The following is a 21,544-nucleotide window of genomic DNA, read 5'->3' on the forward strand; positions in this document are numbered from 1 at the left end:
TACCGGAATTATTTATTATGGTGGCAACAGTGACGAAACAGCTTTTTAATCATTCGAATTTGGGGATAGCATGAAATTAATTACAGCGATTATCAAACCATTCAAGCTGGACGACGTCAGGGAAGCCTTGTCCGAGATCGGGGTGGCTGGTGTAACGGCAACCGAAGTTAAAGGTTTTGGCAGGCAAAAGGGCCACACCGAGTTGTATCGCGGCGCCGAGTACGTGGTGGATTTTCTGCCTAAGGTCAAGCTGGAAATCGCAGTGGCCGAACACGTTGTCGACCAAGCCGTGGAAACTATCGTCAAGGCCGCCAACACCGGCAAAATTGGCGACGGTAAAATTTTTGTGACCAACCTGGAACAGATCATTCGTATTAGAACCGGCGAGACCGGAGAAGATGCTATTTAAGTCTTCAAGACAAATATAAAAAACAGCGAAACATCAAAAATCGCCCTGGTCTGCGCGTTATCCGCAGACCAGGGCGATTTTGTTGTTTATAGACTGCTTAAAAATAACAACACACCATCATCTAGTGAAAGACAATGACAACAATAAAAAGAACGCTGATGCTGATGGCATACAGCTTGATGTTGCCCGAGCAGGCTTGGGCTGAAGGCATTAACCAAGCCAATACCGCTTGGGTTTTAACCTCCACCGCACTGGTTTTATTCATGACCATTCCCGGCCTATCGCTGTTTTACGGCGGTTTGGTCAGAAGCAAGAATGTGCTGTCGGTGCTTATGCAATGTTTTGCGATTACCTGTCTGGTATCGATATTGTGGCTGGCCGGCGTTTACAGCTTTGTGTTTACCGATGGCGGCAACTGGCAGCAGTTTTTGGGTGGCGGCAGCAAGCTTTTTTTGCCGGAAATGAACACGCAAAACTTGATCGGCGATATTCCGGAAACCGTGTTTTTCATGTTTCAAATGACTTTCGCGATTATTACTCCGGCGTTGATTGTTGGCGCTTTTGCCGAGCGGATGAAGTTTTCGGCGATGCTTTGGTTTAGCGGGCTGTGGTTAATCGTGGTGTACATGCCGATTTGCCACTGGATCTGGGGCAACGGTTGGCTGGCGGCTTTGGGGGCCAAGGATTTTGCCGGTGGGATTGTGATTCACGTCAATGCCGGCGTGGCTTCTCTGGTGGCGGCCTTAGTCTTGGGGCGCCGGAAAGGTTTTCCCACCGTGGCGATGCCGCCGCACAATATGACCATGGTGGTCACGGGCGCCGGTATGCTCTGGTTCGGCTGGTTCGGTTTCAACGGCGGTAGCGCGTTAAAAGCCGACGGCAGTGCCGGGATGGCGATTGCCGTGACGCATATCGCCGCGGCTGCTGGAGCGTTGACCTGGATGACGATTGAATGGCTGCGTTTTAGTAAACCGAGTGTGTTGGGTATCGTCACCGGAATGGTCGCCGGCTTGGGCACCATCACGCCGGCCTCCGGTTTTGTCGGGCCGATTGGTGGTTTGATCATCGGGATAGTGGCAGGCGCGGTGTGTTTTTACGCCACGCAATTCGTCAAACGCCGGTTAAAAATCGACGATTCCTTGGACGTGTTTCCGGTGCACGGCGTCGGCGGTTGCGTCGGCTCGATTTTAACCGGCGTGTTCGCGGCTGAAAGTTTCGGTGGCTTGGGTTTAAACGGTGTGACAATCGCCGAGCAAGTCGGCGTACAAGCGCTAGCGGTTTTGGTGACGGCGGCCTGGAGTGCTTTATTCAGCTATGTTTTGTTGAAATTCATCGACGTGTTCATCGGTTTGCGCGTCAGCGAAGATGAGGAGCAGCAAGGTTTGGACATCGTGCTGCACGAAGAAACCGGCTACCACAATCTGTAACCATTAGCGGTTAAAATCCAGGCTTTTCATAGCGGGCAGGGCGGGTAGCCGTATTGCCCGCATCCCTAACAAAATCAGGAAAATCATGCCCATCACTCTGGAAGTTTTAGAAACCATCGTACGCGCGGCCGGCGAAGTGGCGATGCGCTATTTCAACGATTTAAATTCTCTGGCGATTAACAAAAAAAGCGCTCGCGATTTGGTGACCGATGCCGATGTCGCGGTGGAAAATTACCTGAAACAAGCGCTCGGCGCGCAGTGTCCCGAGTACGGTTTTTGGGGCGAGGAAAGCGGCCAAACCGCTAATCAAACCAGTCGTTGGATCGTCGATCCGATTGACGGCACCCATTCTTTCTCGAAAGGCCAATATTTTTGGGGTATCAGCGTTGCGTTGGAAATCGACGGTGAATTGATGATGGGGGCTGTTTACGGCCCGGCGTTGGACGATTATTACTGCGCGGAAAAAGGCAAGGGCGCCTGGAAAAACGGCAAGCCTATCAGGGTTTCTGATGAAACCAATCTGGCCAGCAGCATGGTGTCCACCGGGTTTGCCTGCCTGCGCCAGTATTTGGAAGACAACAACCTGCCGCGATTCGCTCGTATCGCTCAGGCCACAACCGGTCAACGCCGTTTGGGTTCGGCTGCGCTGGATTTATGTACGGTTGCGGATGGCCAGGTCGATGCTTTTTGGGAACAGGAACTGAATCTTTATGACATTGCCGCGGGTGTGTTGATAGCCAAAGAAGCCGGCGCAACGATCACCGACTTTAAAGGCAATCCCGGTGTATTTCCAAAGCAGGTCTTTGCCACAAACGGCAAGATTCTCGATCAGTTATTGCCTTTGATGTAAGCGTTTTTCATCAACATCTCACAACGTTTGGCAATATCGATAGCTTGTTGTGAGGAAGAAAAGCTGGCGTATTTTTCCGCAAACTGCTGAGCGGCCTGTGTGTGTTTCGAATTACGCAATAGCTCAGTCAGAGTTGCCTTGTAGTTGGGGTTTTTGCTTTCTGCGGTGATGTAATTGCCCGCGCCGAGAGCAGCGAGGTTTTGAGCGCTGATCAGTTGTTCGAGCTGAAATGGCAATGCCAGCAAGGGTTTGCCAGACAGTAAAAATGCCGACAATGTCGCCACACCGCCATGGCAAATAGCCAAATCGCATTGTTTGGCAGCCGCCGAGATTATTACCGGCTGCGGAGTGATGTGTAGATTGGCGCTGCTGTTTTTCTCTATAAATGCGGGTGTTGTGCCGGGGATATGCACCAATATTGACCAAGGCGACGCGCGTAATTGTTTTAGCAATATCTCCAGGCCGGGATATTCGGGGCGCAAATAGGCGAATATTTTTTCGGTTCCGACGCTCGGCCAGATCGGCTCAATACCGGTGGTTTGCAAAAGGGTTGGTCCCCAATAGTTTGCGCTGCGGTATTGCCGATAATGGTCCAGCTCTGGAAACGTGCAGATAAAGTCTTCAGCAAACTCGAATAAGTCCGCCAAAATCCTTAATGGTGGCGTATTCAGACGCGCTAAAACCGAGCTTGTCGTGCTTAACACCTGGCTTTCGATAGTGCTTAAGACCTTATCGCCAACTCGCAACCAGGGACGGATATTGGGCATGGGACTTAAGCGCGGCGGCGAGAAAAAGCCGGTGCCGAACCCGGCTATCGGGATGTTTAATTCGCGCGCCGCGAGCAATGCAGTCGGCGCATGGTCGAATATGATCAGGTTGGGGGCTAGATGCCGATATAAGGATTGCCAAGCTTTTGCTCGGGTAAACAGGCCGGTTTCATCGGTAAATCCGACATTCTGTAAAACTCCCGGGTAACTGGAGGCGGGTGGTTGCACTCGACCGTCGGGCCAGCGTATCGGGGCCTGTAGATAACAAAAGTGATCTTCAGCTAACAAAGTTTCGGCGTATTCCAAATCTTTCAGCACGAATATTACTTCGTGTCCGAGTGATTTAAGTTGTCGGGCTACCGGAAGGAATGCGGCGGTATGACCGTAGCCGGCACCCAATTCCCAGCAATAAAGTACTCTACTCATGGTTACGGATTTTGAGGTGATTGAGTGGGTAATATATAAAGTATTTGCTACCTGAATTATTTTTACCGGCCTAAATCATCCTCCGGCATTTGCTAATCAAGCGAAATTACGCTATATCGTCATTAACCATTGCGCGCAAACCTAATTACCGAAATTGGATTTCATTTTAATTTACGCAGTATTAACTCACTGAATTTCTCATGAGCTTACCAATACAACATCCCGAAAAATTACCTAGTTTAAGCGAAATGCCGCCTGTGCGTTTATGCCGCCGACTGCGCGGCACTATTCGTCCACATGTTCATAGCTCTAAACAGGTGTTATTGGCGGCTGCCGCTGCTTTATCGATGACTCCGTTTACGCTGCAAGCGTCGACTTTGTCCTTCTCCACCAGTTCTTATAGCGCGACTGAAGCGGGCGGCAGCGTGCCTGTCACTGTCAACATGAATACGGCGGCGTATGGCGGTTGCACTATCAGTGGCGAAGTGGTTGCCACTGGCGGCAGTGCGACTTCAGGTAGCGACTACAACATATCCGGCGGCACCTTTTCTTTCAACGTGCCATTTACCGGCGGGCCGCATACCGATAGCGCAACAGTATTTATCAATATTGTGGACGACACCGTTGTAGAAAGCACTGAAACCGTGAATTTGGCTATTCAAAACGCAATCGAAGATTGTTCGGGCCCGCCCAACACCAGCAGTACTGCCGTGCTCAGTATTGCTGATAACGATACGGCGCCGATAACGCCTACGCCCCCGACGACGCCGACAACACCAACAACTCCAACTCCAACTCCTAATTTAAGCCCCGATCCGACCTTTACCCCCAACCAGCAATCAATTTACGAAGGTTTAACCAGTGCTTGCTCTGGAGCGAGCGGCGATTTATTGGCCCGCTGCAATGAAATAAGCAACGCCGACCTGAATGCGGTGATTCCCGACGCGGTTGCCGCGCAAGGTGCGGCGGCTGTAGATTTTGGTTACAAGCAATTTTCCGTGGTGCATGGCCGCATCGTTAATCTGCGTAATTCCCAGCAGCAAGGCTCTTCCTTACTGGGTTATTCCACCATCAATATCAACGGCGAAACCATACCGGTGGGCAAAGCTTTGATGACAGCTTTGGGCCCGGCACGCGGCGGTGCGGCAGGCGACGATCCAAACGACCAACCGTTTCGCGATAGCCCCTTGGGTTTCTTGTTAAAAGGTCAATTCAATGTCGGCGAGAAGGCCAACACCACTAGCGAACGAGGATTCAAAGCCGACAGAAAAGCCGTTACTTTTGGTTTGGATTACAGCCTCACGGATGAATTGGTGTTGGGTGCGGCTTTCGGCTACGGCTCTACCGACACCAATTACAATTTAAATAGCGGCAGCATGTCGGCGGATGCTTTCGAGTTTTCGTCTTACGGCAGTTATTTCCTGCCGCAGTCATTTTATATCGACTGGATCATGAGTTACGCGCTGCATTCGTTTGATATCAACCGGCGCATCCAATATACCGGATTCGACAACACGGCCACCAGTGCCGCCAATGGCGACCAATACGGCTTTAGTTTGGGGTTTGGTAAAGATTTTGCGCTGCAAAGTTTTGTGATTAATCCCTATGTAAGGCTGGATTACAGCAAAACCGAAGTGGATAGCTATCAGGAAAGCGGTGGCGGCGGTTTGGCAATGGAGTTTGCCGGCCAATCTATCGATTCGGCAACATCGACTATCGGCGGCCAAGCCAGTAACGCGATCAGTACTTCTTGGGGTGTGTTGTCACCCGGCGTGCGCTTCGAATGGGTGCATCAATATCTGGACGAAAGCCGTTTGATCCAGGCGCGCTTTAGTCAGGCGGCTGCCGGCGCCGGCACATTCAGCGTCAAAACCGATACACCGGATCGCGATTATTTCAATATCGGCACGTCCTTGGCGTTGAGTTTGCCGGAAGGTCGGGCGGGCTTTTTACGCTACGAATACCGCTTGGGGCAGGCGTATATTACCGATCATACTATCGAGTTGGGGGCGAGAATCCCGTTTTAAAGAATTTGCAGCGAATGCTTTGGGGAAAGGGCCGCTCCGGGAGATCCCGCAGCGGCTGTCTTTAATTCAGACTTATTTGGCGGCGGCTAATTCCGCGCGCATGTCGTCGATGACTTTTTTGTAATCCGGCTTGCCGAAAATTGCCGAGCCCGCAACGAAAGTGTCCGCACCTGCTTCTTTAATTTCCCGAATATTGCCGACGTTTACGCCGCCGTCGATTTCCAGGCGGATATCAAAACCGCTGTCGTCGATAATTTTTCTGGCTTGGCGCAATTTATCCAACGCGGATGGAATGAAAGATTGGCCTCCGAATCCGGGGTTAACCGACATCAGCAAAATCATGTCGACTTTGTCCAGCACGTGTTCCAGATAATGCAGCGGGGTGCCTGGGTTGAATACCAGACCGGATTTGCAACCCAAGTCTCTGATCATTTGCAGTGAGCGATCAATATGTCTGGAGGCTTCTGGGTGGAAGGTAATGTAGCTAGCACCGGCTTTAGCGAAATCGGGAATGATGCGGTCTACTGGTTCCACCATCAAATGTACGTCAATAGGTGCGGTAACGCCATGCTTACGCAGCGCTTCGCAAACCAGCGGACCGATAGTCAGATTGGGCACAAAATGGTTGTCCATCACATCGAAATGCACAATGTCTGCGCCCGCATTTAAGACATTAACAACTTCTTCGCCCAAGCGTGCGAAGTCTGCGGAGAGTATGGAAGGTGCAATCAGATTGTCAGCCATCTTTTGATCCTTTTGGTGAGGTTAAAAACCGGCATTATAACTTTTTTCCGGCGTTTGGCTAAAACAGTGGATTGATTGCACATTTCAGGGCGACCGAGGCGTGTTTCAAGCCGTAACTGTCAGCCGAGTGCCGGCATATGATTGTTGTTAGGGAAGTGGTCGGTGAGAAATTTTTCGAATTCCGCTATCGGTAGCGGCTTGCTGACCAAATAACCTTGGTAAAGATCACATTGCCGGCTTTTCAGAAAAGCCAGTTGCTCGGCGGTTTCCACGCCTTCCGCAACCACTCGCATACGTAGCGTCTTTGCCATGGCGATGATCGTAGCGGTGATTTCCATATCGTCGGTGTGTTGGGGGATGTCTTCAATAAAGCTTTTATCGATTTTTAAGACATCCAGCGGAAAGAGTTTCAAATAAGCCAGCGATGAATAACCGGTGCCAAAATCATCGATAGCCAGATGCACACCTAACCCGTGCAGTTTATGCAAAATTTCGATGGCTTCTTTTTCCCGCTTCATCAAGGCGCTTTCAGTGAGTTCCAGTTCCAGGCACTCGGCTGGAAAACCGGTTTCTGCCAAGACCTTGGCGACGACGTCGCTAATGTCGCTATGCAAAAACTGTTGCGGCGACAGGTTAACTGCCAGACGCAAGGGCGGAAAACCGGCTTTTCGCCAGCGTTGGCCGGTGCGGCAGGTTTCTCTCAATACCCAATTGCCGATACTGGTGATCAGACCGGTTTCCTCGGCAATCGGTATGAAGCGTAGCGGGGGTATCAGTTCGCCGCTGGCAGTCTGCCAGCGGACCAGGGCTTCGGCACCGATAATCGCGCCAGTCTCGATGCAAATTTGCGGTTGGAAAAATACCCGCAATTCGCCTTGCTCTATAGCTTGCCGCAGGCGGATTTCTATATCGATACGTTCGCGCGCGGCGCGCGTCAAATCTTCCGAGAAATATTTGAAACGATTACGGCCCTCGTTTTTGGCTTGATACAAGGCCGTATCGGCTTGTTGGATCAACTCGTCCGGCGAAGCGCCGTGTTCGGGAAACATCGCGATGCCGACGCTGACGCCGATGCGTACTTCATGACCGCTGGGTAGCTGCCAGGTTTGGTTCAACGCATTGATGATTTGCGTGGCTACGTGAGCGACGGTTTCGGGTTGGTTGACTTCTTCCAGCAACACCACGAACTCGTCGCCGCCGAGGCGGCAAATGGTATCGCTGGTACGCAGCCGGGTAGTCAGGCGCTCGGCCACCATTTGCAGTAAATCATCGCCGGCCAAATGGCCGAAGCTATCGTTGACGTCCTTGAATCGGTCCAGATCCAGCATCAACACCGCCATCTTATTGGCTTGGCGGCGGGCTTTCTCGATATTATGTTGCAGGCGCGACAGGAACAGCATGCGATTAGGCAGTTTCGTCAGCGGGTCGTGATGGGCCAGGAATTCCAGTTCCATTTCCGAAGCCTTTAATTTGGATATGTCGGCAAATACGCCCACATAGTGGCTAATCTCGCCATTCCCGTCGCGCACCGTGCTGATGCTTAATAATTCCGGATACACTTCTCCGCATTTGCGGCGATTCCAAATTTCGCCTTGCCAATGATCCGTCGTGGCAATATTGGCCCACATTTCCCGGTAAAAATCGGCGTTATGGCGGCCGGAACTCATGATGCCGGGACTATTGCCGATCACATCCTGATTGGCGTAGCCGGTAATATCGGTAAACGCCTTGTTGACCATCGTAATCCGGCGCCGGGCATCGGTGATCATCACGCCTTCACGCGTGCTTTCGAATACGGCGGCGGCTTGTCCCAAGCGCTCCTCGTTGGCTTTGATGTCGGAAATATCGGTAATGGTGCCGACGTAACCGCGCAATCCGCCGGTTTCATCCAGTTCCGGCTCGGCGCGTCCCACCACCCAACGCACACTGCCGTCCGCCAATTGAAAACGGTATTGCATATTGAAGGGTTGCAAGGCGGATATGCAACGCTGCCATTCGGCAATCACGGATTCGCGGTCGTCGGCAAGCAGCCCGGCTATCCAGCCGTCACCGTGCGAATCAATAAAGTGCAAGCCGGTGATTTCGCACCAGCGGTGATTGACGTAGTCGCATTCGCCTTTTTCGTTGGTGCGAAAAATGCCGACCGGGGCAATTTTGGACAGCGTATGGAAGAGTAGTTCGCTTTCCTGCAAAGCGATTTCCGCTTGCTTACGAGCCGTGATGTCACGCAGTCCGATGACATAGGCCGGCGCGCCTTCCCATTCCAGCGGCGTGGAACGCAGTTCCGCCCAGGCTATGCCGCTGGGACGAATCAGATTGATGTCTTGAAATTGAATTTTGTCGGCCGAAATCGGAATCGCCAATGAATGACCGATCAGGCTGCCGCGTTCCAGTAATTGTTCTGCTGCTTGATTGGCATAAAGAACGACGCCTTGCGGGTCGACCACCATGACGCCGTCGGTAATGGTGTCAAGGATCAGATTGAGTTGTTTGAGTGTTTGTGGCATTTAGGAGTTACGACCGGGCATCAAACGATCACTGTCTGCACACCTGTACCAACATTTTGAGTAGTGATGGCCGCCATCACCGACGACATTCGGGAAAGATCGCCTAGCAGTTTTAGCACTGGTTCCGGTAGATCGCGCACCAGCATCGGCGTGGCAAAGATTTCTTTTTCCAGGGCTTTTTCCGGCATGCCCAATACTTCCACCACATCGAATACCCAATGGCCCGGCTCGTAAATGCCGGCCAGCACCGCGCTGATTTGCTCGACCAGCCTGCGGGTTTCCGGATTCAGCGACACCACGTACAAGGTCAAAACCAGCTTATGGTGGTTGGCTCTGCGTTCTTCATGAACTTTGGCGATGTGTACCACTTGGGCGATATTGCGGATTTGCGACGCCGACAAGGGTTTGCTGGCCAGCTCGAATTGCAAGCCTTCTTCATGGGCGTCTTTCAGCTGATCCATGAATTCGGCGGCAAAGGCGGTGACAATATAAACATTCAGGCTGGTGTCCAACGCCTTTAGGCGGCGTAAGGTCTCCACACCATCTATGCCGGGCATGCGTAAGTCCAGAAATATCAAGTCGGGACGATCAGTTTCTACCATGGCGATACCTTGCAGACCGTTCTCGGCTTCGCGCACATGGTAGCCTTCTTCTTCCAGGATAAGCTTGAAGGCACCACGTACCGCCGGGTCGTCGTCAATCACCAGAATGTTGTTTACCATCGCCTCTGTCTCTATTCGTTAAAAAATACTAAAAGTGGGGAAATTTTAACCGTATGCGGCAACCTTCGCCAATGCGGCTTTCCACTGCTATCGAGCCATTGGCATCCTGAATCAAGCGGCGGGTGACCGATAAACCCAGCCCAGTGCCCTGGCCGGGCGGTTTGGTGGTAAAGAAAGGATCGAACATGCGGCTTTGCACCTCGTCGGGGATGCCGGGGCCATTGTCTTTTACAATCAACTCTAGCATTTTTTCCGCACAGCGGACGCTGATTTCAATTTCGGGTTGCGCAATCCCGCGCAGCGCATCGCGGGCATTGATTAATAGATTGATCAGAATCTGTTGCATGCTTTCCGCCGTGCAGGCGAGTTTGGGCAAGTTTTCCGGTATCTCGGTGCGGACTTGGATAGCGGTTTTGCGCAATTCGCCTTCCAGTAACAACAGGGTTTGGCCTAAAACCTCCTCTAGCGAGCAACTGCCGGTTTGCGTGGTTTTTTGATGCATGAACACCAGCATATTGGAAACAATGTTTTTGATACGTTGAATTTGCTGCAACGCTTGCGCAAGGACTTGTTTAGATTTGGCGTCTTCGGTGCGGTCCGAGACAAATTCCACGAAGTTCATCACGCCCATCAGCGGGTTATTGATTTCGTGGGCCACGCCGCCGACCAGCGTACCCAGCGCCGACAGCTTTTCCATTTGCAGCATATGATCCTGATTTTCCTGTAATTGTTTATAAGCTTGGCGGGTTTGTTCCAGCAAGCGGGCATTTTCCAGCGAGATAGCGGCCTGCGCGGTCAACAGCTCGGTCATGCTGATTTTTTCCGGGGTGAATACGCCTTCGGATAGCCGGTTTTCCAGATACAGCAAACCGATTAATTCGCTTTGCTTGATGACCGGCAAACACAATACCGAGCGTAAGCCAAACGCCAACACCTCGGGGGCGTTTTGAAATTCGCCTTCGCTACAGGCGTCGCTCAGCACGACTTTTTCGTGGGTGCGTTGCACGTAATTGACGATGGCGTGGCAGATGCCGCGTACCTTGTTCAGGCGGTAATAGTGTTTGTGTATCGTGCGTTTTTTGCCGACGTGCTGCTCGGCAGCAACCAATAATTCGTCATTTTGTTTGATCAGCAAATAACCGTGCTGGGCTGCGGAGCTTTCCAACACGACGGCCATGATTTTTTGCATGAGTTGTGTCAGATCGATTTCCGCCGATAACGCTAGCGCTGATTTCATCAAATAGCTGATGTCCAGACTAGGTAAAGTAGTGGGAGCGGGCTGGGGTTTGGTTATTCTGGCGCCGGTTTCCGGGCTGACGTATTGATGGCGCTCCTGCAGCTGGTTGTTTTTTGCATCGGCACGACATAAGCGGTAATGGCGGCGGGCTTCGCCGTAATAAAGTTCCGCATCGCCCAAACGGTGGGTATGCATCAGATCGGCCAGCGCTTCGTATAGATGGCCGGTCAGCAGGCCATAGTTCTGCGCCAGCGCTAGGGCGATAGCATCCATATACAGATTGCGCGCGTCACGGTATTGGCCTTGCCGAGTGGCTAATTCCGCATGGATAAACATCAGGTAGGGCCTTAGCAATGGGCCGAGTTGCCCCCACACTTCCAGTTGCGCAAACAAGGGCGTCATTTCGGCATCGATACGCGCAGCATCCGTTTCCGACCGCAGCAGATTCAAGATCCGAAATACATACCAAAGACGTTTCAAAACATTGTCGGTTAAACCATGCAAATAGTTTTCCACGGTTTGCAACGATAGTGCCGCCGCACTATAGTCGCCCAGGTAATATTGGGCAAAACCCAGCAATGCGAAGTAACTGCCGGTAGCGGCAACATAATTATTGGCTTGCCAGTCAGCCAGGGTTGCTTGCATATCGACCTGCCCATAGTCGGGCTTCATCGGCAATACCCAACCGGCCATTACCGCTTGAGCCAGACCTATCGAAAACGACAACTGGTTTTTACGAGAGAATTGTAAACACTCCTCGGCGGCTTCCTCGACCCAGCGCAGGTTTTTACCCTGCGCTATTAGATTCCACATCAGTGGGCCATAAGACAAGCCGGCGTTGTAGAGGTCGCCGCAGTTTTTCCCGGATTGAATAGCTTTGTGCGCGTAATCGACAATATCGGCCGGGTGGCTACGCGAGTGCATATTGCACCAAACAATGCCGTTCATGCCTCTGGTCGCGCCAAAGGTGTTGGGATACTTTGCGCATAAATCGTGAGCCAAATCCTGATAGCGAAACGCCTGAGCGAATTTGCCTTGTTCGCCCAGATTGAGGCCCATGATGGAAAACGAATAAATCACCGATTCGTCCATCCCACCTTCCAGACAATGCAAGGTGGATTGGGCGGCGGACAAATACAGCTGCGGCACCAAGCCGCACATGTATAAATCCGGAATCAACTCGCTATAAAAAGCCAGTTCGATTTTACTCTGCCGCTGCTCCGTAAACGGCATGTTCAGGATTTTTTGCCAGACATCGTCTTGCTGGTCGATGATCAGCATCAGATTTTCCATGCGTTGCCGGGCTTGCTCGGGATCGTCGGGAATGGACTTGTTGAAATAGGCTAAACCGCGATTGGCGGTGGCGATAGCTTGCTTGAAGTTGCCGAAGGAGGATAGCGAAGTGGTTTGATCGGCCAGCGCTTCGGCTTTATCCAGGTCACTGACCGCATGCTCGATCAGCCGGTTCAATAAGGCTTCCGAGCTATCGTAGCGGCCGCACATCAAATCGGTTTTCGCTAAGCGCTGATAAATTCGAAACGTTAGCGCATAGGCCGTTTCCCAACAATCGGTCGGTAGATAATCGTGGGCTTTCAGAAAAAATTCGTTGGCGGCATCGCCGGCCAGGGCGTCCAGGGCTTTATTGCCGGCGTTGAAGTTGATATTCACCAGCCAATAGGCCGTTTCCTCGTCGACTATAGCCGGGCAACCCTGGTTGAGATGGGCGGCGATGGTGAATAAATTGTCTAGGCTGATAAGCTCGGCTCCGGGCGGGACCACCGACAGCAAGCGATTGCCTATGCGCCAATGGATGCCGGGGCGGGTCGCGGCGTCCACTTGCTGTAATACCGCTTCCTGCACCCGGTCGTGGACAAACTGCAAGTCGGCTTTATTTTCCAGCAATAGCCCCATGCTTAATACCGGCTTTAAATCTTCGAACAGTTGCTCGATACGCGTATCCAGCACCAGCGCGACATCCTCGGCGGTGAAGCGGTTACCCATGCAGGCGCAATGGTAAAGGATGTGTAAAGTCCGGCTAGGCAGTTTACGCACTTTGGCACTGAACAGCTCCACCACGCTGGCCGGCATTTGCGTGTCGCGGATGCGGTTCATATCCCATTGCCAGTGCTGTTTGGCGTCGATACCGAGTAAACCTTCGTTGTACAACCAGGCCAAACTTTCACTGACAAACAAGGGGTTGCCTTCGGTCAGATGCGCGATAAAGTCGGCTAAATTTGCCGTGGCGGTTAACGACGAATCCAGAATGTAGGCGACCATTTCGTGGCAATCGGCGTCGCTGAGTTCGGTCAAATGAATCTCGGTCAGCGGGCCGGCGTTTTCTTGCACGCTACGGATCAGTTTGGTCAATGGATGACCACTATCGACTTCGTTGTGACGATAAGCGCCCATAAAAAACAGGTAGGGGTGTTCGCGATGATTGGCGAACAGATTTTGCAAGAAATCGAAAGTGGCGCTGTCGCACCATTGCAGATCGTCGATGAATAACACCAAGGGATTTTCTTCGCTGGCTAGACAGGCTAGGAAACGGCCGAACAGATTATTGAAACGGTTACGGGCCTCTACCGGCGGCAACGGCTGGGCCTCGGGTTGTGGGCCGATGATGAATTCCAGCTCCGGCACCACGTCTACAATCACGCCGCCGGCATGGTCCAGCGCTTCGAGGATTTTGGCGGACCAATAATGTACTTGCGCGTCGCTTTCGGTCAGAAAGGTGCGTATCAGATTGCGCAAAGCCTGGATCAGCGAACTGTAGGGAATGTTTTTTTGATACTGATCGAATTTGCCGGAGCTGAAATAGCCGCGATTTTTTACCAGCGGTTTTTGCAGTTCTTGAATCAGCCGAGTTTTGCCGATGCCGGATAGGCCGGATATAAATACCGAACGAAACCGGCCTTGGGTTACCTGACTATATTCTTGGCGGATTAGCTCGGTTTCGCTTTGCCGGCCGACCATTTTCGAAATGAAAATTACCCGGCGGCTGCGGTCATGCTGGCCTATGCCGAAATCCGATACGCTGCCGGTGATTTCGTGCTCTTTCTGGCAGCGCAGCAAATCCGCCAGCAAGCCGGAGGCACTTTGGTAGCGTTTTTCCGGTTGCTTCAAAATCAGTTTGGCGATGATTTCGCTCAGCGTGTTGGGAATGCCGGGACTGATGTCGTGGACTTTGACCGCTTCCTCGGCCAGATGCGAGTGGATCAGTTCCAACGGATCGTCGGAAAAAAACGGCAGTCGGCCGGTCAGCAGTTCGTAAAACACGATACCCAGCGAATATAAGTCGGTGGAGAAATCGACCCGGTAGTTGATGCGTCCGGTTTGCTCAGGCGAGGTATAGGCTAAGGTGTTGCGGACAAATTCCGGATCGTAAATAAAATGACTGACATCGCGGATGTCCAGCGGGGTGATGAAGTCGGTCAGGCGCAGATTCAAGCTGCTGGATTGCACCAAAATATTGTGCGGTTTGATGCCGCCATGGGTGATGCCGGCATCGTGCACCGATTGCAAGGTGTCGGCTAACGAACAGGCCAGCGTAAAAAAATCGGCTAGATTCACCGCCTGTTGCTGGGTGATCCATACATTCAGTGGTTGGCCGTTGAACCAGGGCTGGACGATAAATTGATCGCCGTCGTTGGATTCCAAAGCCAACGGCGTGCAGACGCGCGGGTCGTGCAATACTTTCAGGCGTTCGATTTTTTGCCGCAGATGCCGGGATTGGTCGTCCCAGCTCGACAATAGTTTCAGGTATTTAACCACCAGCGGGTATTCCGGCACATGTTTATGATAGCCCTTGTAAACCGTGGCTTGCAGGCTCTCGCCGAGTTTGTCGGTCAGCACGTAGCTGTCCAGTTGCGGAGCGTTTTGGAGTGGAACTGTTCGGGTACTTATGTCGATCATGCGCTGGCGAGTGGAAATGTTAAGGCGATTTTCGCGGCAGTTCCGGGGGCGGGCTGTTTTATAATTCTAGTCTTGTTTTGACTCAACAGGATTAGCCATGGCCGCGACAGCCTCCACTATGCTGCCTCTGGGCAGTATCGCCCCAGACTTTTGTTTGCCGGATACCGTAACCGGCCGCGAGTATGCTTTGCAGGACTTGAAAGGCGAGCGCGGCACCTTGATTTTGTTTATCTGCAACCACTGCCCGTATGTGTTGCACATCAAAGAGCAGTTGATCGCCATTGCCCGGCAATACGCCGCCTCAGGCATTGCGACGGTGGCGATCAGTGCCAATGACATCGAAAACTACCCGCAGGATGCGCCGGATAAAATGCAGCAGATGATGGCGGAATGGGGGCATCCCTTTGCCGCGTATTTGTACGACGAATCGCAGGCGGTGGCCAAGGCGTACCAGGCTGCCTGTACCCCGGATATTTATCTGTTCGATGCCGATTTGGTGTGCGTTTATCGGGGCCGCCTGGATGGCTCCACACCGAAGAACGCGGTGCCGGTAACCGGCGAGGATTTGCGCAATGCCTTGGATAATTTGCTGGCGGGAAAGCCTATCGATACGGCACAAATTCCCAGCATTGGCTGTAACATCAAATGGAAACTTGCGGAGTAAATGACGGTAATCCGGAACAAGTTGTCATTCCGTTAAAACCGCCGCTCAGGTTTTTGACCTTTCCTGGATTCTGCTGGTGCAGGCTCGCACTCAGATTTTGCTGTGTGCGTTTCTAGCGTTGTATATCGTCGAATTGCTCAACCAACATATCAAGTTCTTTGCTGAGTGCCGAGACGCCGCCGCTGGCCGCACTGGCATGAGCCGCATGCTCTGTGGTTTGTCGCGATAAGGTGCCGACAGCTTCTACCGTTCTGGAAATTTCTTCGGAAACAATATGTTGCTGTTCAGCGGCGCTGGCGATTTGCACGATCATGTCGTTAATGATATTGACCGACAGTGTGGTTTGTTGCAGCGATTCGGTGGAGTTTTTTCCGTGTTCCGCGCCGGTTGCCGCCATTTCCCTGACTTTAGCCATTTCCTGTACGGCGTTATTCACGCCGGAGCGCAGGCCGTCGATCATTTTATGGATCTCCTCCGTGGATTTTTGCGTGCGCCCAGCCAAGGTTCTGACTTCGTCGGCCACGACGGCAAATCCCCGGCCTTGCTCGCCGGCGCGCGCCGCTTCGATGGCGGCATTGAGTGCCAAAAGGTTAGTTTGTTCGGCAATCCCTTGAATCACATCAAGTACGCCGCCGATTTTCTTGCTATGATCGGCCACAATTTTGATGACTGTTTCGGCTTGGTCGACTGCGATCACTAAGCGCTCTATCATTTGTATGGTATTGTTGACCCGCGATAGCGTCTCTTGCGATTGCTGATTGACGTCATTCGCGGCTTGAGCGGCGTTGGCTGCGCTACGGGCGACTTCGCTGACTGTGGCGCTCATTTCGTGTATCGCCGATGCAATCTGTTCGATTTCCGCCAGCTGTCTATCCATTGCCACGCTAACTTGGTTGACTGCCTGGTAGCTCGTATCTGCTTTGCCTGCCAGCGGTTCTGTCGCTTGGGTGAGACGGCGAATGATGGTTCTGGACTTGGCTTTTAACAGTTTCACCGCCAACAGTAATTGTCCAGCCTCGCCACCGTCAGCGGTGTAAATTTGCTGCATTACCGGATTGTCGATGACCCGGCGTGCTTCTTCCGCTGCGTCTTTTAAAGGTCGTAATATAAGCCAAATCCAGGCACAACCAGCCGCTAAGGGGGCGGCGAAGATTGCTGCCGCTACGCCAAAACTGCACGTTTCGGTCAGGTATAGGCTGATGGCGGTCGTCAATTGAATCAGCGCCAACCCGGCGGTCAGTTTGCCGGACAAACCGATGCGGCTCAAAGGTGAATCGATATTTTTGCCATTGTTCAGCTTTTCGTAGACAGCATTGGCGCGGGCTACGCTAGTGCTGTCCGGTTTAACCCGCACCGATTCGTAGCCGACGATCTTGCTATTTTCGAAGCGGGGTGTGACAAAAGCATCCACCCAGTAATGGTCGCCATTTTTGCAGCGATTTTTCACAATTCCCATCCACGGCCGGCCGCTCTTCACGGTTTGCCACAAATCGGCGAATGCGGCGGAGGGCATGTCGGGATGGCGAACGATGTTATGGCTCTGGTTTAACAGCTCTGCCCCGCTAAAGCCGCTAATCTCCAAAAAATCTTGGTTGACATAATTGATCTTACCGGCCGGATCTGTCCCGGACGTGATGGTGGCCGAAGACGCGTAAATCACTTCACGTTGGGTAACGGGTAGGTTTTTTCTCATTTTTATACCGGGTCGGCAGAGATAGAAAGGTAAGTTCCCACTCAAGCGCTTGCTGACTTGTCTGCACCGCTATTGTTGACGAAGTATAAAGGGCTTTACCGCGTTTGCAAAAGCCGGCCAATGACTAGCGTGTGTTATCCGCACTCGTTTTTGTTGTTAGATACCGGCGATGCACTATGCTTGCAACGGAAAAACCTAAAATGAGGATGGAAATGACAGAATATCAATCACGGCAGTTGCAATTCAGCGGTCGCGGTGGCGAGTATTTCCGGATTTGGATCGTCAACGTCTGCTTGAGTATCGTCACCCTGGGCATTTATTCGGCCTGGGCCAAAGTCAAACGTAATCAATATTTTTACCGGCACACCACGCTGGCCGGTGCGAGTTTTGATTACCACGGCGATCCTAAGGCGATCTTGAAAGGACGCATCGTCGCTTTTCTATTGTTTGCTTGTTATACCTTGGTCGGTAAATTCGATCAGGTTGCAGGCTTGGCCATTTTGCTGGTGATCGTATCGGTGATGCCCTGGCTGTTGATGCGTTCGCTCCGTTTTAGAATGCATAACACCAGTTATCGGGGCTTACGTTTTGCCTTTCATGGCAGCACCGGGGCTGCGTATTTCAATTTTCTGCTATTGCCGGTGTTATCGGCGTTGACCTTAGGCTTGCTGTGGCCGCTGGCGCAGCAGCGCATGGCCCGTTACACCCGCGAAAACAGCACGTATGGCAGCGAATTTTTTAAATTCTTCGCTACTAGCAGCACTTACTACCGCATCTATCTGATGACGATATTCATAGGCGTGCTGGTGTTTGCCGGCCTGATGGCCTCCGTCATGTTGCTTGGCAGCAAGGAGTTGATCCCAGTAGAGGCAGAACAATTGGTGGCGATGAGTGTATTGGTAGCCTCGATAGGCACCTATTTGGCCTTGTTTTTACTGGCTTATCCCTACGTCGCGGCGCGTTTGCAGAATTTGGTCTGGAATAACACACAATTGGGGCCGCATGGTTTTCAGGCCCAGTTGCGCGCGCGGGAGATGCTAGGCATCATGTTTGGTAATGTACTGTTGACTTTGTTGACCTTGGGGCTTTACAAGCCGTTTGCCGACATACGTTTGGCGCGTTATCGCATCGAACACGTGGCCTTGTTGCCACAGGGCAGCATTGACGATTTTGTGGCCGGTTTGCAGATCAATAGCTCGGCGGCGGGCGACGAGATGGCTGAGATGTTTGATTTCGATATTGCCTTGTAAATGTGGCTCACGGCTGTGTACTACGACGGGCGGCAAGCCCGGCCACATCCTGTCACGCTCTGCGTGGAGGGCGACAAACTGTTGTTGCAGGGCCGGGACATTGTCCGTCGTGAAGATTTAACCAGTCTGAAAATTCCGCCGCCGCTCGGCAGCACGCCGCGCCTGATTTTGTTCGCCGACGGCGGCCGTTGCGAAGTTGCCGATCGGCAAGGTTTTGCCGAGATGTTGCCGGATAGAGCACTGGCCGGTATGGAAAATAGCTGGTGGTATGCGTTGGCAGTGTTGTTGTTAACTTTGAGTCTGCTTGTCGCGTTGTATTTGTTTGCTCTGCAGCATGTGACTCTGCACATCATGTGGATGCGATGAGTGTTTTGGGGTACTTATCTGGCCTTGTTTTTACTGGCCTATCCCTGCGTCGCGGCGCGTTCGCAGAACTTAGTCAGAAATAACATGCAATTTGGACCGCTTGGTTTTTAGGCCCGGTTTGGGGCGCGGGAGATGGTGGGTATTATGTTTGGTAATGTACTGTGGACTTTGGGCTTGTACAAGCAGTTTGCCGCTATTCGCTTGGCGCTGTATCGCATCGAGTGCGTCGCACTATTAACGCGCGGGAGCATCGACGAGTGTGTAGCCGGTGTGCAAACCAATACTTCCGCCGCCGGCGAGGAAATGGCTGAGATGTTTGATTTCGATATTGCCTTGTAAATGTGGCTCACGGCTGTGTACTACGACGGGCGGCAAGCCCGGCCGCATCCGGTTACCCTCTGTGTGGAGGGCGACAAACTGTTGTTGCAGGGCCGGGACATTGTCCGTCGTGAAGATTTAGCCAGTCTGAAAATTCCGCCGCCGCTCGGCAGCACGCCGCGCCTGATTTTGTTCGCAGACGGCGGCCGTTGCGAAGTGGCCGATCGGCAAGGCTTTGCCGAGATGTTGCAGGATGCAGGTAATAGTGCGGTGGCCGGTATGGAGAATAGCTGGTGGTATGCGTTGGCGGCGCTGCTGCTAACTTTGAGCCTGCTTGCGGTTGTGTATTTGTTTGGACTGCCTTATGTGGCGCGGGTCGTGGCTGACCGGGTGCCGGTTTATCTGCTGGAGCGGATGGATAATCAGTTTTTCGCCAGCCTCGATCAAACCTTGTTGATGCCCAGTAAACTAGCCGAGGAACGTCGGCACACCGTTCAGGATGGCATGCAGCGCCTGGTCTTGCCTCCGGGTCAGGACCGTCCGGCGCACATTGAATTTCGCGCTAGCCCGACATTGGGCGCCAACGCCTTCGCTTTGCCCGGCGGCAGCGTACTTGTACTTGATGACTTGGTGAATTTGGCAAGTAACGACCAAGAAATTTTGGCGGTTCTGGCCCATGAAATGGGTCATGTTCATGAAAAACATGCCTTGCGACAAATGTTACAGGCTTCCGTGGTCGGTTTGGCGATGGCTTGGTACATTGGCGATGTCAGTAGTCTGCTGGCCGTCGCGCCGACCGTATTATTACAAACCCGCTATTCGCGCGATTTCGAACGCCGGGCCGATGCTTTTTCCGCCGAATTGTTGCGCGCTAACGGTATTCCGGTTAGCCGGCTGGCCGATATATTGGAAAAACTGGAGGCGGCTCACCAAACCGCGGCGCCGAAACAGCCGGTAGAGTCGGTTGAAGCGCTGGATTATTTATCCAGCCATCCCAACACCGAGGAACGGATCAAGCGCTTGCGCGGCTTGTAACATGCTCGGCAGCCGGATTAATTGATATGTATCAGGAGAACAAAAAACCATGAAACGTCTTTATGTCCTAGCGCTGGTGGGGCTACTGGCAGCCGGCGGAACCGGCTGTGCCTATACTGCCAAGCCAGACCAGCAGGCGCAAAATCGCAAAGTGCATCACGTGGTCATAGTCTGGTTGAAACAGGCTGGTGATGAAAAACTGCGGCAACAATATATTCAAGACAGTGCAGGCTTGGCTAAATTGCCGGGCGTGCTGGCTTACGATGTCGGTACACCGGCGGCGATTAATCGTGGACGAACGAATGCTGCGTTAGATGAAAGCTATGATGTGGCGATATCCAGCGTTTACGAAAGTCAGCAGGCTTACGAGGCGTTTTTAAAAAATCCGGACTATCTGCGCGTGGCGCAACAGGTGCTGCGGCCCTTAGTGGATAAGTATAGGGTTTACGATTTTATTGAATGATACCGAGCAAGTTTGAGTCGGGTTGGGCGCTGGCCGCAACCCGACTCTGTAGTCTATTTTTTCAAAGCGGAGGCTTCCGCGGCGCGGCGGGTAATTTCCGCCCAATCGCCGGCATCGACCAGTTCGGATGGTGCCATCCACGAGCCGCCCACGCAGGCGACATTGCTTAGCGCCAGATATTCCACCGCGTTTTTCGGATTGACGCCGCCGGTCGGGCAGAAGGTCACTTGCGGCAAGGGGCCGCCGATGGATTTCAGCATCGGGATGCCGCCCGCCGCTTCGGCCGGGAAAAACTTCATCGCGGTAATGCCTCTGTCCATCAAACGCATTACTTCGCTGGGGGTGATGACGCCGGGCAAAATCGGTACGCCGGAAGCCAGAGCCGCATCCAGCAAACTGTCCGTGACGCCTGGGCTGACGATGAATTCTGCGCCGGCATCAATGGCGTTTTTCAGCGTTTGGGTATTGATAATGGTGCCGGCACCGACAATTGCGCCCGGTACTTCGGCTTTGATGCGGCGGATGGCATCCAGTGCTACCGGCGTGCGCAAGGTGATTTCCAATACTTTTAATCCGCCTTCCACCAATGCGCGGGCCAAAGGCACGGCTTGATCGAGTTGATTGATTACCATCACCGGCATTACCGGCGAGGTGGTCATGACTTCTTTTATTGATACGGTCATTTCTTATTTTCCTAATGTGATGGTGCTTGGAAAACCCACGCCGT

Annotated in this window: 16 protein-coding genes and 1 pseudogene; 10 read left to right on the top strand and 7 right to left on the bottom strand. The window is 52.6% G+C overall.

The genetic code is table 11. The features are described 5' to 3' along the window. Positions 1-70: 70 nt before the first annotated feature. The 3 genes from ACR64Q_RS05550 (at position 71) to ACR64Q_RS05560 (ending at position 2,686) form a co-directional block, all read left to right on the top strand. Complete coding sequence (locus ACR64Q_RS05550) at positions 71-409, top strand: P-II family nitrogen regulator (protein ID WP_020485493.1); 339 nt, start codon at positions 71-73, stop codon at positions 407-409. 134 nt (positions 410-543) lie between these two features. Then, a complete protein-coding gene (locus ACR64Q_RS05555; RefSeq protein ID WP_409521157.1) occupies positions 544-1,836 on the top strand; it encodes an ammonium transporter in 1,293 nt (430 codons plus the stop codon). 85 nt (positions 1,837-1,921) lie between these two features. Next, positions 1,922-2,686 carry an inositol monophosphatase family protein gene (locus tag ACR64Q_RS05560; RefSeq protein WP_313733865.1) on the top strand — a complete coding sequence of 255 codons (765 nt, stop codon included), beginning with the start codon at positions 1,922-1,924 and terminating at the stop codon, positions 2,684-2,686. Here the strand turns inward: ACR64Q_RS05560 and ACR64Q_RS05565 are convergent. Next, positions 2,665-3,879: a glycosyltransferase gene (locus ACR64Q_RS05565; RefSeq protein ID WP_313733866.1), complete on the bottom strand. Its 1,215-nt coding sequence runs from the start codon at positions 3,877-3,879 to the stop codon at positions 2,665-2,667. The genes ACR64Q_RS05560 and ACR64Q_RS05565 overlap by 22 nt on opposite strands. A 200-nt stretch (positions 3,880-4,079) precedes the next feature. On the opposite strand from ACR64Q_RS05565, the gene ACR64Q_RS05570 reads away from it, so the two are divergent. Beyond that, positions 4,080-5,906, top strand: a complete 1,827-nt coding sequence (locus ACR64Q_RS05570; RefSeq protein ID WP_483823282.1) for an autotransporter domain-containing protein — start codon at positions 4,080-4,082, stop codon at positions 5,904-5,906. Positions 5,907-5,978: 72 nt separating this feature from the next. On the opposite strand, the gene rpe is transcribed toward ACR64Q_RS05570, so the two are convergent. From rpe to ACR64Q_RS05590, 4 genes are all read right to left on the bottom strand, one after another. Then, positions 5,979-6,650, bottom strand: coding sequence for a ribulose-phosphate 3-epimerase (rpe, locus tag ACR64Q_RS05575; RefSeq protein WP_020485499.1), 672 nt, complete (start codon positions 6,648-6,650; stop codon positions 5,979-5,981). Positions 6,651-6,769: 119 nt separating this feature from the next. Further along, complete coding sequence (locus ACR64Q_RS05580) at positions 6,770-9,157, bottom strand: sensor domain-containing protein (protein WP_313733869.1); 2,388 nt, start codon at positions 9,155-9,157, stop codon at positions 6,770-6,772. Positions 9,158-9,177: 20 nt separating this feature from the next. Next, positions 9,178-9,879, bottom strand: coding sequence for a response regulator (locus ACR64Q_RS05585; protein ID WP_313733870.1), 702 nt, complete (start codon positions 9,877-9,879; stop codon positions 9,178-9,180). 28 nt (positions 9,880-9,907) lie between these two features. After that, positions 9,908-15,028: an AAA family ATPase gene (locus tag ACR64Q_RS05590; protein WP_313733871.1), complete on the bottom strand. Its 5,121-nt coding sequence runs from the start codon at positions 15,026-15,028 to the stop codon at positions 9,908-9,910. 97 nt (positions 15,029-15,125) lie between these two features. Here ACR64Q_RS05590 and ACR64Q_RS05595 point away from each other — a divergent pair, with 97 nt between their 5' ends. Then, on the top strand, positions 15,126-15,692 hold the full coding sequence (locus ACR64Q_RS05595) for a thioredoxin family protein (protein ID WP_313733872.1): 567 nt from the start codon (positions 15,126-15,128) through the stop codon (positions 15,690-15,692). A gap of 112 nt (positions 15,693-15,804) precedes the next feature. On the opposite strand, the gene ACR64Q_RS05600 is transcribed toward ACR64Q_RS05595, so the two are convergent. Then, entirely contained in the window at positions 15,805-17,385 is a 1,581-nt protein-coding gene (locus tag ACR64Q_RS05600; RefSeq protein WP_313733873.1) for a methyl-accepting chemotaxis protein, read from the bottom strand. 212 nt (positions 17,386-17,597) lie between these two features. On the opposite strand from ACR64Q_RS05600, the gene ACR64Q_RS05605 reads away from it, so the two are divergent. The 5 genes and pseudogenes from ACR64Q_RS05605 (at position 17,598) to ACR64Q_RS05625 (ending at position 20,817) form a co-directional block, all read left to right on the top strand. Then, positions 17,598-18,635, top strand: coding sequence for a YjgN family protein (locus ACR64Q_RS05605; protein WP_313733874.1), 1,038 nt, complete (start codon positions 17,598-17,600; stop codon positions 18,633-18,635). After that, positions 18,636-19,001, top strand: a complete 366-nt coding sequence (locus ACR64Q_RS05610; protein ID WP_026604083.1) for a DUF7092 domain-containing protein — start codon at positions 18,636-18,638, stop codon at positions 18,999-19,001. It abuts the gene before it with no gap. A gap of 129 nt (positions 19,002-19,130) precedes the next feature. Continuing rightward, positions 19,131-19,340: pseudogene (locus ACR64Q_RS05615) on the top strand (DUF898 family protein); the annotation flags it as partial. Beyond that, entirely contained in the window at positions 19,341-20,354 is a 1,014-nt protein-coding gene (locus ACR64Q_RS05620; RefSeq protein WP_313733875.1) for a M48 family metallopeptidase, read from the top strand. Positions 20,355-20,403: 49 nt separating this feature from the next. Then, complete coding sequence (locus ACR64Q_RS05625) at positions 20,404-20,817, top strand: Dabb family protein (protein WP_026604086.1); 414 nt, start codon at positions 20,404-20,406, stop codon at positions 20,815-20,817. 53 nt (positions 20,818-20,870) lie between these two features. Here the strand turns inward: ACR64Q_RS05625 and ACR64Q_RS05630 are convergent, their stop codons facing one another. After that, on the bottom strand, positions 20,871-21,500 hold the full coding sequence (locus ACR64Q_RS05630) for a bifunctional 4-hydroxy-2-oxoglutarate aldolase/2-dehydro-3-deoxy-phosphogluconate aldolase (protein ID WP_020485508.1): 630 nt from the start codon (positions 21,498-21,500) through the stop codon (positions 20,871-20,873). Between the last annotated feature and the right edge of the window lie 44 nt (positions 21,501-21,544).

Source organism: Methylomonas sp. 2F7, from assembly GCF_057126975.1.

Coding starts and splice junctions, on each gene's coding strand:
- ACR64Q_RS05560 (WP_313733865.1), top strand. CDS start 1,922: ATGCCCATCACTCTGGAAGTTTTAGAAACCATCGTACGCGCGGCCGGC.
- ACR64Q_RS05550 (WP_020485493.1), top strand. CDS start 71: ATGAAATTAATTACAGCGATTATCAAACCATTCAAGCTGGACGACGTC.
- ACR64Q_RS05570 (WP_483823282.1), top strand. CDS start 4,080: ATGAGCTTACCAATACAACATCCCGAAAAATTACCTAGTTTAAGCGAA.
- ACR64Q_RS05610 (WP_026604083.1), top strand. CDS start 18,636: ATGTGGCTCACGGCTGTGTACTACGACGGGCGGCAAGCCCGGCCACAT.
- rpe (WP_020485499.1), bottom strand. CDS start 6,650: ATGGCTGACAATCTGATTGCACCTTCCATACTCTCCGCAGACTTCGCA.
- ACR64Q_RS05595 (WP_313733872.1), top strand. CDS start 15,126: ATGGCCGCGACAGCCTCCACTATGCTGCCTCTGGGCAGTATCGCCCCA.
- ACR64Q_RS05565 (WP_313733866.1), bottom strand. CDS start 3,879: ATGAGTAGAGTACTTTATTGCTGGGAATTGGGTGCCGGCTACGGTCAT.
- ACR64Q_RS05620 (WP_313733875.1), top strand. CDS start 19,341: ATGTGGCTCACGGCTGTGTACTACGACGGGCGGCAAGCCCGGCCGCAT.
- ACR64Q_RS05555 (WP_409521157.1), top strand. CDS start 544: ATGACAACAATAAAAAGAACGCTGATGCTGATGGCATACAGCTTGATG.
- ACR64Q_RS05590 (WP_313733871.1), bottom strand. CDS start 15,028: ATGATCGACATAAGTACCCGAACAGTTCCACTCCAAAACGCTCCGCAA.
- ACR64Q_RS05580 (WP_313733869.1), bottom strand. CDS start 9,157: ATGCCACAAACACTCAAACAACTCAATCTGATCCTTGACACCATTACC.
- ACR64Q_RS05630 (WP_020485508.1), bottom strand. CDS start 21,500: ATGACCGTATCAATAAAAGAAGTCATGACCACCTCGCCGGTAATGCCG.
- ACR64Q_RS05600 (WP_313733873.1), bottom strand. CDS start 17,385: ATGAGAAAAAACCTACCCGTTACCCAACGTGAAGTGATTTACGCGTCT.
- ACR64Q_RS05625 (WP_026604086.1), top strand. CDS start 20,404: ATGAAACGTCTTTATGTCCTAGCGCTGGTGGGGCTACTGGCAGCCGGC.
- ACR64Q_RS05605 (WP_313733874.1), top strand. CDS start 17,598: ATGACAGAATATCAATCACGGCAGTTGCAATTCAGCGGTCGCGGTGGC.
- ACR64Q_RS05585 (WP_313733870.1), bottom strand. CDS start 9,879: ATGGTAAACAACATTCTGGTGATTGACGACGACCCGGCGGTACGTGGT.